Raw genomic sequence first — 12,024 nt, forward strand, 5'->3', positions numbered from 1 at the left:
ACGCAGCGCTTCCTCCGGCCGGTGCGCGCCCTGAAGCGGATCGTTCTCCAGCGGGATCACCTGCTCGGCGATGAACTGGCGGGTACGCGCCTGCAGCTCCTGCATGCGCGGGGTCAAGCTGAAGTCCATCCGGATCGCCTCGAACAATGCACGGTATGCGTGGTTCAGGGGGCTTCCATGAAGTCCCGGTAAGCACGGTGGAACAGCTGATTGGTCACCTCGTTGCGCCCGAGAATCACCTTGCCCACGTAGGGCATGGCAGCGGACGCTTGGATCGTGTTTCCGACGGGGACATCCTCGTTGAGAATCGCGTCGGTTGCGATCTTCCAGTTCTTAGCAAGGATCTCGTGGCTTCGTTCGTCGTGGTCGTTGCGCGGGGTCAAGTAGCGCAGGTGGACACGACAGGCGTCCGGATTGTCGGGGTTTTGGTAGACGGTCCAAAACTCGATGTGATGCGGGTGCATGACCATCACCGAGTTCGGCACGATTAAGTTGCCGATGATTGCGTAGCGATCCAGCGGCGGGATCGTATCGGGCGGATGGTCGACCAGCTCCTGCATCTTGCGCCGCGGATTGCCCCAGAGTGCATGGCGGCCGAGGATTTCGATGCCCATCATGTTCGGGAAGAAGTACGGGCTGATGGTTTTGCCGTGCAGAAACTTCACGTGATAGCCGTCGATCAGGCCATCCATCATCACTTTCCAGTTCTGAGGAAAGTCGAAGACGTGGCTCTTGTAGAAGAACCAGCGGTCGAGACGGTACTCCCCGAGCGCCTGGTCCATGCCTTCGCCCAGGTGTGCTTTGACGTCGATGGTTCCGGCAGGGTTCTCGACGATCCAGACGAATCCGTGGCGCTCCTCGGCTGGCAGCCGTACCAGGCCGCGGTCGGGAGATGGGGCCACGCCAAAGGTCTCCCCGAAGCCGATGCTGCGCAGAGCGCCGTCATTGCCGTAGGTCCAGCCATGGTACGGGCAGGGAAAGGCCCGACGTTTGCCGCATTCTGCCGTTACCACACGTGACCCGCGATGTCGGCAGACGTTCAGAAAGGCCGATACCGCACCATCTTCATTCCGTGTCACCAGCACATAACTGCGGTTGAGCTGTAGCGTCAGAAAGCTGCCCGGTTCCGGTAATTGGTGGCTGTGGGCGGCCATCATCGGCAGTCGCTCGAAGATCCGCACACGTTCTTGTGCCGCGGTGTCGGGACACCGATAGATCGCGAGGTCGTACTCGAAGACATCATCGAGCCGGTCGGTGGTGCCGGCACGGATGTGGCCGAACAACTTGTCCGCCAGTCGCTGGTTGCGTTCTTCACTGAAGTACACGGCACGTTCCTCCGGACGGTTGGCTCGCGATACCCTCTTGCTTGTTGCCCACCGCTGCAATGACAATAAGACAACATTGGAAACATGTAAAGTCATGCAGGTGCAAGGGCTGACGGTGCCGCAAGCGCGGCGCACGCAGGAGGCGCGCAGCGCCCCGTCCGGCCAGCGCGTCACGGCTGCCGCGGTCGCGAGGATCGTCGAGTTGGGTCTTGCGGGCGCGACATTGGCGGCGATCGGCGATCGGGCCGGCGACTCTCGAGGCCGGGTGACCCATCGGTTCGGCTCGCAGGGATCCGTCCACCGGCAGCCATCGCCCACCGCTCGGTGCGCTGCATCGCGGGAACTCGGAGCCGGGTTGATGGGCTGGGGGATTACCCATGTGGCAGCTGCTGCCGGTATGGAAGTGATCCTCCGGGATGCCACGCAGCAGCGTGCCGGTGAAGGAAAAAGACATTCAGAACGCCTGCTGCACATGGACGTTGGCGCACAGGCAAAGTTTGCCAGCAACACGTCGCCCTCGCCGATGACCGTCCTCGCGGACGCATGGCCTTTTCCGAAGCGCTTCGTCGGCTCGCACCTTTTTTCGCTGGTCGAGCGGATGCCGTGGATCGAGATCGTCTGCAGTCCAAAGACCGGGTATGAAGCGCTCGCAATGGCTTTCGATTACGCCGCCCCGCCGCGGAAGACCCCGATCCGGGTCGACAATTCGCTGGGCTCCTCCCGCATCCGCGCCTTCGGCCAATAGTTCGATGAAGGTCAGGGGATGCTGCTTGAAGAGGTTGATCCGGTGCCGATCGGGGATTCCGTGCGCAGAGCCGGGACTCCGGCTTGGATCGGCGGCTGTCTGTCTTACGTCGATACGTTCAGTTACCAGAGCTTCGTCCCCCAGTGTGACCGCATGGCCAGGCGCTTAGGTTTGCACTTCGAGGATTCGGGCGATGGCGATGCGGACGCTGGTACTCGCCGTTAGCACGGTCCATGAGACATCCGTGACGGCGCGAGCGACATGATGCCGCGCAGTCTCGTCGGGCGCGGACATGAGTGATTCCATGAGCCAGCGATTCCATGTGCCCGTGCGCCGCTTCTTGCGGATGAGGACCGGGCCGGACGTCACTCATGGATGCGAACAGGGCGGCGTCGATCGCAAGAGACTGATCGAGACGGAGTGTGACGAGGACGATCTCCCGATAGGGGCTGACCAGCAGTACGTCAGCCTTGGCTTTGCAGAACACCGAATTCGAGGGAACGAGAGATGAATGACGGCAACAATGGGGCCGCGCAGCCAGCCATGAAGACGCGCATCACCGAGATGCTGGGCATCCGGTACCCCATCGTGCAGGGTGGCATGATGTGGGTGGGGCGCGCCGAACTGGCGGCCGCGGTTTCGAATGCCGGGGGGCTGGGCATTCTGACTGCGCTGACGCAGCCGACGCCAGAGGCGCTGGTTCGGGAAATCGAGCGTTGCCGGACGATGACCGACCAGCCCTTCGGCGTGAATCTGACGATACTGCCGGCTACGAATCCGCCGCCCTATACGGCCTATTTCGACGCGATCATCGACAGTGGCGTCAAGATCATCGAGACCGCCGGCAGCAATCCGAAGGCATTCATCGCCAAGGCCAAGACTGCAGGTGTGCGCATCATTCACAAGTGCACCGCGCTGCGCCATGCCTTGTCGGCCGAGCGTCACGGCGTCGATGTCGTCTCGATCGACGGTTTCGAATGTGCCGGGCATCCAGGCGAGGATGGCGTCGGCTGCCTCGTGCTATTCGCGGTTGCCGCTTCCAAACTCAAAATTCCACTGATTGCTTCGGGCGGTATCGCGGATGGTCGGACGATGGCGGCAGCGCTGGCAATTGGAGTCGATGGAGTGAATATGGGTACGCGCTTCTGCGCCACCGTGGAGGCGCCCATTCATGACGACATCAAACGCTTGCTGATTGAGAAGTCCGAGTGCGACACCAACCTGATCTTCCGCACGCTGCACAACACCGCACGCGTCCTGAAGACGCCGGTTTCCGATGAGGTCGTCGCAATCGAGAACCGGCCAGGTGGGTGCGAGTTCAAGGACATCCAGCATCTGGTCTCGGGCATCAAGGGACGCGAGGCGCTCGAAACCGGTGACGTCACCAGAGGTCTGATTTGGGCGGGACAGACGGTCGGCCTGATACGCGACATCCCGACCTGCCAGACTCTGATTCAGTGCATGGTGGCCGAGGCGCGGGCCCATCTCGATGCTGCGCGCGCTTGCTTCGGTTGACGCCAACGGAGTGTCCAGGTGAGCAGAGTTCGACGGACTTGGTTCGCGGGTGCCGGGGGTGTGCGCCTGGCTGCCGATGTGGGCGGTGCCGACGATGCCCCCAGTGTGATCCTCATGCATGGTGGCGGGCAGACGCGCCATTCGTGGGCCGGCCCCATGCGCGAGCTGCTCGATTGCGGTTATCGGGTGATCAATCTCGATGCCCGGGGGCACGGCGAGAGTGACTGGCCGAGCGATGGAGACTACCGCCTCGATACGCTGGTTGCCGACCTGCGGTGCGTTTTGTCGACGCTGCCATCTCTTCCGGCGCTCGTCGGTGCTTCTTTGGGCGGCGCGACACAGCTGCGCGCAGTCGGCATGGCGGAGCGGGGCATTGCCGCGGCGTTGGTGCTCGTCGACATCGTTCCGCAAGTAGAGACTATGGGGACCACACGCATCGCGGATTTCATGCGTCGCCATACCGAGGGCTTTGCGTCCCTCGACGAGGCAGCGAATGCGGTCGCGGAATACAACCCACATCGACCACGTCCCAGCGATCCTTCGGGCCTGATGAAAAACCTCCGGACCGGAAGCGATGGGCGGTACTACTGGCACTGGGATCCGCGCTTCATTGCGGACCCACGACGCGAATCACCACGACAGATCGCTGATCAGCTCGAAGAAGCCGCCCCCAAGGTGAGGGTGCCGACCTTGCTCGTGCGTGGAATGCTCAGTGATGTTGTGACCGATGCAGGGGTGCGTGCGCTTCGTGACGCCATTCCGCATCTCGAGGTGCGCGGTGTAAACGGCGCCGGCCACATGGTCGTCGGCGATCGGAACGATCGGTTCCATCAGGCCGTCATCCCGTTTCTCCACCAGCACCATCCGGTCCCATGATCTGCGCACGGCGCAGCTGCTCACCTAGAAATTGACAAATTACAGAAATCGTCTGATGATTTTCTTAACGTCATCCGGTCGCAACGTCGATGGGGAGGCGCGACCCGAGGCGTTCATCTACGATGCGAGGAGAGACTGATGGAGCCGGACCAGATCCAGACGCTGATGGCGGCGTTCGATCACACTTCAGAAGCGCAGATGCGCGATCCGCACCCGATGTATCGGGCGTTTCGAACCCAATGCCCGGTCGGACGATCCGAGCAACACGGCGGATTCTTCGTTGTATCGTCCTACGAGCTGGTCAAGACAGTTTTCGACGATTACGCCCGATTCTCCTCGACGGAGGGTGTCGGCATTCCGCCGCATCCCTACAAGATGCTGCCGATCGACCTCGATCCGCCGCAGCAGACGAAATTCCGGCGTGTGCTCAACCCGCGCTTCACGGTGGAGAGCGTTTCCGCACTCGCGCCCAAGGTCGAAGCCAAGGTGCACGAGCTGATTGATGCTTTCATCGAGCGCGGTCACGCGGATTTTGCGGCGCAATTGGTGCGGCCACTGCTCCCAGCGATCGTGTTGCCGTTGCTTGGCGTGCCCATGTCGGATCAGCCGCAAATGAGCGCATGGATCGAGTATCTCACCCGGGGGCGTGCGAACGATCTGGCTGGCGTGGCCAAGGCGGGCGAACAGATCGGCGCCTACTTGATGGGCTTGGTGGCAGCGCGTCGTCAACAACCCCCCATCGACGACATCATGGGCTTGCTGCTGTCGTCCGAGATCGACGGCAAGCCCCTGAGCGATGGAGAAATCTTCAGGGTTTTGCTGATCATCCTGTTTGGCGGCCTCGATACGACCAGTGCCGTGATGCTCGAAGCCTTGCTGCATTTGTCGCGCAATCCCGTGGACGCGAGACGGCTGATGTCGGGCGAGCTCGACTGGGCGCGCGCAATTGAGGAGTTTGTGCGCTATGCGTCGCCGATCCAGGGACTGCGCCGCACGGTCAGCGAGGCAACGGTCCTCGGAGGCCAGGTATTGGTGCCAGGAGACTGGGTGTTCGGTCTTCATGGCTCGGCCAATCGCGACCCGGCAGTTTTCAAAGATGCAGACCGCTGTGTGCTTGATCGCACGCCGAATCCGCATCTGGGCTTCGGTAGCGGTGCGCACATCTGCCTCGGGCGAAATCTGGCGCGCCTGGAAATCCGCATCCTGTTGCAAACCGTGCTCCATCGTATTCCCGACTACACAACCCCGAGCGACTTCGATCCCGAGTATTTGGCGGGTGAGGCGAGGGGCATGAAGTCGCTGCCAGTACGCTTCACGCCGGGGCGACGGCGCGCGAATGTTCGATCGACCGAGGGAGTGGCCTAACGTGCCGTCCGTGACCTATGTCCAATCGACAGGCGTCGAGTACCGCATCGACGCAAATGAAGGGCAGAGCCTGATGGAAGCCGCCGTCGGGAATCTTGTGCCTGGCATCGTCGGCGACTGCGGCGGGGCGTGCGCTTGCGCAACTTGCCATGTGTATGTCGAGCCGGAGTGGCTGGAGCGTGCGGGTCCCATCACCGCCAATGAAGAGGCGATGCTCGATGTCGTGATCGATCGTCGGGAGAACTCTCGGTTGGCTTGCCAGCTCAAGGCTTCGGCTGCACTCGACGGTATCGTGCTGCGCGTCCCCGAAAGTCAAGTGTGAACGCTTATGGCGGACGATATCCGGCAGGACGTACTGGTCCCTCTAAGGGAAGTCCTCGATCGGCAACGATTGGCGTTTCTCGATGAGCAGCCCGTGAGTCTCGCGGTTCGTCGTGACCGGCTCGACCGCGGTCTGGCGATGATCCTGGATTGCCGACGGTCCTTGCTCGATGCCTTGCGCAACGATTTCCCGGCGCGTGGCGAGGCCTGGACAACGCTGGCGGAGATCCTTGTCCCGATCAACGCGTTCCAGCATGCGCGCAAGCACCTGCATCAATGGATGCGCGCCGAACGCCGCCGCGCACCTATGCCGTTTTCGCTGTTCGGCGCGCGCGCCGAGATCCAGTATCAGCCACTAGGGGTCATCGGCATCATGGGTGCATGGAACGGCGCCGTCGCGCTGGTGCTGACTCCATTGGCGCCAGCGCTCGCCGCCGGCAACCGCGCCATGCTTTGTCCGTCGGACATGATGCCGGCCACGGCCGAGGTGCTCGCAAGGGCAGTGGCGAAATATTTCGATCCCCGTGAACTGGCGGTTGCGAGAGGCGGGCTCGACGTGAGCCGCGCATTCTCATCGCTGCCCTTCGATCACCTACTGTTTACGGGCAGTTCGCGTGTCGGTGCCCTCGTGATGCAGGCCGCGGCTGCGAATCTGACGCCGGTCACGCTTGAACTCGGGGGCAAGTGCCCAGTGGTCATCGGGCCCGACGCCGACCTCGATGACGCTGCAGGCGCCGTCGTCGCTGCCAAGACCCTCAATGGCGGGCAGGCCTGTCTGGCCCCGGATCTGTTGCTGGTTCCGTGCGGTCGACGCGCTGCTTTCATCGAGGCGATGAGCCGGGCGATGGCCAAGCTGTACCCCGGCGGTGCGCGCAATCCAGACTACTGTGGGCTGATTAATGCGCGACAGTTCGAGCGAGTCGACAGCTTGCTGGAGGAGGCCCGTCGGCTCGGTGCATCGGTGACTGCGCTGGGGGTCGGTGCTGATCCGGACGATCAGCGCCGTGCGTCCGAGAGGCGTCTTGCCCTGCATGTGGTAGCCGATGCGCCGGCTAGCAGTCGGGTGATGACCGAGGAGATCTTCGGGCCGGTGATGGTGATCGTCGACTATGACAAGGTCGATGCCGCCTGCGCGTACTTACGCAAGCGCCCGAAACCGCTCGGTCTATATGTCTTTTCGCGCGATCGCCGCTGGGTGCAGACCGTCCTCGATCTTTCGTTCTCCGGTGGTGTTACCGTGAACGACGCGATGTTCCATTACAGCGTTCCGGACCTGCCGTTCGGCGGTGTGGGGCACAGCGGCATGGGCGCATACAGCGTAGGTATTCATGGGTTCAGGCAGTTCAGTCACGCCAGGGCGGTATATCGACAAGCTGGGCCTCGCGCCATCTTGCGCATCTTGCAGCCGCCGTACGGACGACTCTTTGACCTGACGGTCCGTCGGCATATCGAGCATCTGGCTGCAAAGCATCTGCCACGATAGTCGCGGCGAGTGCCGCGTCGGGCGACCAGTTGCGCAACTGGCGCTTCGCATTACATGAAACATGACTTGCAAACTGTAAATGCTAGTGCTAGTTTGCTGTCTAAGTGTGTTAGATTTGTGATGGCGCGATCGAACTCGATACGCCATCCGGTGCGCCGAAACCAAGACCGGGGCATACGTGAGGTAGCCGAAAGCGCGGTTGTCGGTGCAGCCGCGACGGCGCAGTGTCGAGAAGGCCGGCGACAGGTCCACAAACCAGGTGCGCGCAGTGCGGAGGATTGAGATGCGAAACCTCTTTTCGCGATCGGTGGCGATGGTGCTAGGTTCGGTGTCCGTCATCGCATTGGCACAGTCCGAAGCCGATTCTCTGGATACGATTCCGGTGCCTCGGCAAGAGGAAGAAGTCGACGCGGCCGAGCCCGTGACTCAGGCAAGAGGACGTAGTCGCCTCGTCGAAGAGATCGTCGTCACCGCGCAAAAACGCGAAGAAGACATCCAAGACGTTCCGATTTCGATCAGCGCTTTTACAGGGGAATCGCTGGATGCCAGGGGCATCACCGATCCCAAAACGCTCGCGCAGTCGATTCCGGGTGTGACCTATGGCGAGACGGTGAACTTCTCCATCATCTATGTTCGCGGCGTGGGAACCGATGCGTTCCTGCCGGACTCTGATCTCAGCGTCGCGATGTACATGGACGGGATCTACTTCCCGTTCGCCAATGGTCTTTCCCAGACCTTCGGTGCGATCGAACGTGTTGAAGTCCTCAAGGGGCCGCAGGGCACGCTATTCGGCCGCAATGCCACAGGTGGGGCATTCAACATCACCACGAAAATGCCCGAATTCGAGCCCGAGGTCAGCTTCTCCACGGGGTACGGGGAGTTCAACCAGTTCACTTCGCGCCTCTACGGCAACGTCCCGCTGACCGATACCCTGGCCGCAAACGTATCGCTGACCTACAACACCGGAGACAATTACTACTCGGGGACGCGTGGCGACGTGAACTCGACCGCTGGTCGTCCGCTGCCGACGGAAAACGAAAAGGGAGCTCGGGTACGGCTGCGCTGGAATCCTTTGGATTGGTTTGACGTCACCGTCACCGGGGTCAAGCATCTGAAAGACGGTTTGGCCTCCACCGCCATGCCGAACATCCAGCCGAGTACTGCTACGAGCACGCTGTACTTGCTGACAAATGGCAGGCCCTATGAGACTCCACCTGAGTATCAGGTGTACGTTGATGTGCCGAGCTACTTCTCCCTCGATAACGAAGTGGCATACGGGCAGATCGTCCTCAAGCCTGATTGGTTCGACATCAAATTGTTGGCGAGTCAGCAGGACATCATGACTGACAACAATTACGACTTCGATGGCACCACCGCGCCGTTCATTACGTTCGATGCGCGCGGTCAGTTTGCCGATGTATTCACCGGCGAACTCCAACTGATCTCCAACGGACAGTGGGGGCCGGAGTGGCTCGAGTGGGTTGCTGGCATGTACTACCTCGACCAGACCGTGGGCTTCCCGCTCAATCGGTTGTCTGCCGGCGGTCTGGATGTCTCGACCGGGAACATCGCTGGAATCATACAGATTCCAACGGCGCTGGGATCTCTTCTTCAGAGTCTCGCGAACGCTGGGATTCCGGTGACGGATGGATTCTCACTTGCCCTGGTGTCGCTGCAAGAGGCGCAGTCGACGGCATACTTCGGCCAGGCTACGGCGTACTTGTTGGATGAGTTCTATCTTACCCTGGGCGGTCGTTTCCAGGAAGAGACACGACGCGTCATTGAGTCGAGCATCGGAGCGGCGCGGCTCGATGGTCGGCCGCTGACACTACTGAGGTATGGGCAACCCGAGAATCAGGACACCAACTTCTCACCGAAGGTCGTTCTGGGCTACAAGCCTGCGATGGACAAGATGGTGTACCTCTCGTGGAGCAAGGGCTTCAAAAGCGGTACGTTCAACACGGTCAATGTCTATAACGAACCCGAGTTCGTGCGGCCGGAGGAGGTGACCAGCTATGAGCTTGGTGCAAAGCTCGATTTTGCCGACGGCCAACTCCGCGCCAACGGTGCTGCTTTCTACAACAATATCCAAGATCAGCAGGTACAGTTCATCTCGTTGCTTGCCGGTGGAGCGGTTCAGCTTGAGAACGCCAGCGAGGTCGATATCTACGGTGCTGAGATCGAGCTGCAGTACACCCCGCATTGGAATTCGGGACTATTCGCGGCGCTCTCCGCTACCTACCTGGATTCCGAGTATGTGAGTTACCCCAATGCAAGCGGCTACACCGCCCCAACCGGGCTGTACAACTTCCGCCAAGGCGATTACTCGGGAAACCGGACGGTCCGCACACCCGAACTGAGCGGGTCGTTCATCGTCAACCAGGTGTTTGGGTTCGACCACGGAGATATCGAAATCGGCGGAACCTACTACTACAGCAGCGATTTCTTCTTCCAAGCACAGAACAACGAGATTTCCCGTCAGCGTGCCTACAGCACTTTGGACGCTCAGATCAGCTATCTGCATCGAGCATCGAACGTGCGGCTGACGGTACTGGGTAAGAACCTGACTGACGAGCGCTATCAATTGACGCAATTCCACACGGACGCCGGTGTTCAGCACTTCCTTGCGCCGCCTCGGGCGTTATCTGTGCGTCTCGACTGGTCGTTCTGACGACATCGCGCCAAGAGCCTTGTATGCAATCGGCAATGAACACCCTGGAGGGGAGCGCCATGACCAATGTGAATCCACGCAGCAGGCGTTTGGTGGTGCGTGCAATGCTGGCCCTTGCGCTCATCGCCGCAGCGGAGTCTGCCTTTGCCGAGCGTGATGAGAGACCGTTGCAGAAGGGGGGTTATCTGGCGCCACTGTACGGATACGTGGACTCGCAGTCGGACCGACTCAAGTCGGGCGCGCAGGTGCTCGTGATGGGTGGGTACCGAAGCGGGGGCTACGCGATCGAGATCGGCGGCATCATGCAGCAGATTGATACAGAGGCTGATTCCAACGTTGATTTGAAAGGCGGGCTGTTCAATGCGCTCTGGTTTCCGTTCGATGGCCTGCTCAATCTGTACGGCATGGCATCGTTTGGCGCCGGTGAGTTGATGGATTATCCTGCCACACCGCGCAGCTCGGTTGACAACCCTCTGAAGCGCTTCTCACTCACTCGCTACGGTGGTGGGCTCGGCTATTTGTGGGGATTGTCGCTTGGCCGGTACGAGATGGCGATCCGATCGGAGGTGCTGTACATCGTCGGTCGTCGCGATGAGGATCCGCGACCAGGAGGAGACATCGGCGCGCCGAGACTGTTCAAGGAGGTGTCCGCCAACATTGGCCTGCAGTTGCCGCTCGGATTGGTGCCTCCAGCGCCACCGCCGCAGCCGGTAGCACAGGTCGTCGCGCCCCTTCCCGACAGCGATGGTGACGGCATCTTCGACAACGCCGATCAATGCCCGGGCACGCCGCGCGGCACTGAAGTGGACAGTGTCGGCTGCCCGCTGCCGCCCGAGCCACCGCCGCCTGCATGCCATGGCAATAGCGACGATCGGTCGATTGCCTTGGGGGGCTGCGAAGCGGGGGATACGCTCGTTCTGCGGGATGTGAATTTCGAGGTCGATGAAGATCGCCTGACTGCAGACGCCGAGGCCGTACTCGATGAAGTGGTTGCCGAACTCCAGGCCCATCCGGATTTCGTGATCGAGGTTGCGGGCCATACCGACGACAAAGGTTCGGAGAGCTACAACCAGTCACTTTCCGAACGGCGTGCGCGGTCGGTGGTGTCGTATCTCGTCAGTCGCGGGATTCCCCAGTCACGACTGACCGCAGTCGGCTATGGGGAGTCGCAACCGATCGCCGACAACCAGACTGAAGAGGGCCGTGAGCGCAATCGTCGTGTCGAGCTGAAGATTCTCCGTCGCGATGATTCCCAGCCACGGCCCCAGACGGCTGCTCCGGCCAGCCCGGCCGCGGTGGATGGCGGAGACGCAACGCGCTCGCCTGCGGTCGTCGAGTCGGCTCCGGCGTCTGCTCCAAAGTCTGAAGGCGAAGGCGAGTTGGAATTCCTCCTCAATTGATTTGTTGAAGCCAGTGAAGCATCGTCTCGCTGGCTTCCGCCCGTTTCCGGAGAGTTTATGAAGTGCGTTGAATGGATTGATGGCGTAAAGCGGGCGTTTCGCTTCTCGCCCCTTGTGGTGTTCTGCTCCCTGATGTTCGGCTCGCCGTTCGCCGCCTTTGCCGCGACGGTCCCCGAGGTGATCGACGCGAGCAACGCGTGGCTAGCCCGGATCCGTCACCAGCGAGCCGATAGACGCGCCTGGAGCACGGGCGGAGGCTTTCTGGTTTCGGAATGACCAATTTGACGACACGGTGAGGGTATTTTCGGCGCTTTGGACGCAGC

Annotated in this window: 10 protein-coding genes; 9 read left to right on the plus strand and 1 reads right to left on the minus strand. The window is 61.2% G+C overall.

Annotated elements, in window-relative coordinates; genetic code table 11:
- Positions 1–164: 164 nt before the first annotated feature.
- Positions 165–1,325, minus strand: coding sequence for an aromatic ring-hydroxylating oxygenase subunit alpha (locus ABSH63_RS15415; RefSeq protein ID WP_352890957.1), 1,161 nt, complete (start codon positions 1,323–1,325; stop codon positions 165–167).
- Positions 1,326–1,419: 94 nt separating this feature from the next.
- Here ABSH63_RS15415 and ABSH63_RS15420 point away from each other — a divergent pair, with 94 nt between their 5' ends.
- The 9 genes from ABSH63_RS15420 to ABSH63_RS15460 all read left to right on the plus strand — a co-directional run bounded on the left by ABSH63_RS15420 (position 1,420) and on the right by ABSH63_RS15460 (position 11,977).
- The gene (locus ABSH63_RS15420; RefSeq protein ID WP_352890959.1) at positions 1,420–2,070 is read left to right on the plus strand and encodes a 3-hydroxyacyl-CoA dehydrogenase NAD-binding domain-containing protein; all 651 of its coding nucleotides are present in this window, start codon (positions 1,420–1,422) and stop codon (positions 2,068–2,070) included.
- Positions 2,071–2,613: 543 nt separating this feature from the next.
- The gene (locus tag ABSH63_RS15425) at positions 2,614–3,585 is read left to right on the plus strand and encodes an NAD(P)H-dependent flavin oxidoreductase (RefSeq protein WP_352890971.1); all 972 of its coding nucleotides are present in this window, start codon (positions 2,614–2,616) and stop codon (positions 3,583–3,585) included.
- A 78-nt stretch (positions 3,586–3,663) separates the two neighbouring features.
- A complete protein-coding gene (locus ABSH63_RS15430; RefSeq protein WP_352890972.1) occupies positions 3,664–4,461 on the plus strand; it encodes an alpha/beta fold hydrolase in 798 nt (265 codons plus the stop codon).
- A 138-nt stretch (positions 4,462–4,599) separates the two neighbouring features.
- Positions 4,600–5,826, plus strand: a complete 1,227-nt coding sequence (locus ABSH63_RS15435) for a cytochrome P450 (protein ID WP_352890961.1) — start codon at positions 4,600–4,602, stop codon at positions 5,824–5,826.
- Position 5,827: 1 nt separating this feature from the next.
- Positions 5,828–6,148, plus strand: a complete 321-nt coding sequence (locus ABSH63_RS15440) for a 2Fe-2S iron-sulfur cluster-binding protein (protein WP_352890963.1) — start codon at positions 5,828–5,830, stop codon at positions 6,146–6,148.
- A 93-nt stretch (positions 6,149–6,241) separates the two neighbouring features.
- A complete protein-coding gene (locus ABSH63_RS15445) occupies positions 6,242–7,630 on the plus strand; it encodes an aldehyde dehydrogenase family protein (protein ID WP_352890964.1) in 1,389 nt (462 codons plus the stop codon).
- Between the two features lie 283 nt (positions 7,631–7,913).
- Complete coding sequence (locus ABSH63_RS15450; protein ID WP_352890966.1) at positions 7,914–10,301, plus strand: TonB-dependent receptor; 2,388 nt, start codon at positions 7,914–7,916, stop codon at positions 10,299–10,301.
- Positions 10,302–10,360: 59 nt separating this feature from the next.
- Entirely contained in the window at positions 10,361–11,701 is a 1,341-nt protein-coding gene (locus tag ABSH63_RS15455) for an OmpA family protein (RefSeq protein ID WP_352890968.1), read from the plus strand.
- 57 nt (positions 11,702–11,758) lie between these two features.
- Positions 11,759–11,977: a hypothetical protein gene (locus ABSH63_RS15460; RefSeq protein WP_352890970.1), complete on the plus strand. Its 219-nt coding sequence runs from the start codon at positions 11,759–11,761 to the stop codon at positions 11,975–11,977.
- Positions 11,978–12,024 lie beyond the last annotated feature (47 nt).

Source organism: Sinimarinibacterium thermocellulolyticum (assembly GCF_040327995.1).
Lineage (GTDB): Bacteria > Pseudomonadota > Gammaproteobacteria > Nevskiales > Nevskiaceae > Solimonas > Solimonas thermocellulolyticum.

What these genes read in the sequence shown, in the direction of transcription:
- ABSH63_RS15420 (WP_352890959.1), top strand. Translation starts at nt 1,420, where the DNA reads ATGCAGGTGCAAGGGCTGACGGTGCCGCAAGCGCGGCGCACGCAGGAG.
- ABSH63_RS15425 (WP_352890971.1), top strand. Translation starts at nt 2,614, where the DNA reads ATGAAGACGCGCATCACCGAGATGCTGGGCATCCGGTACCCCATCGTG.
- ABSH63_RS15435 (WP_352890961.1), top strand. Translation starts at nt 4,600, where the DNA reads ATGGAGCCGGACCAGATCCAGACGCTGATGGCGGCGTTCGATCACACT.
- ABSH63_RS15450 (WP_352890966.1), top strand. Translation starts at nt 7,914, where the DNA reads ATGCGAAACCTCTTTTCGCGATCGGTGGCGATGGTGCTAGGTTCGGTG.
- ABSH63_RS15455 (WP_352890968.1), top strand. Translation starts at nt 10,361, where the DNA reads ATGACCAATGTGAATCCACGCAGCAGGCGTTTGGTGGTGCGTGCAATG.
- ABSH63_RS15460 (WP_352890970.1), top strand. Translation starts at nt 11,759, where the DNA reads ATGAAGTGCGTTGAATGGATTGATGGCGTAAAGCGGGCGTTTCGCTTC.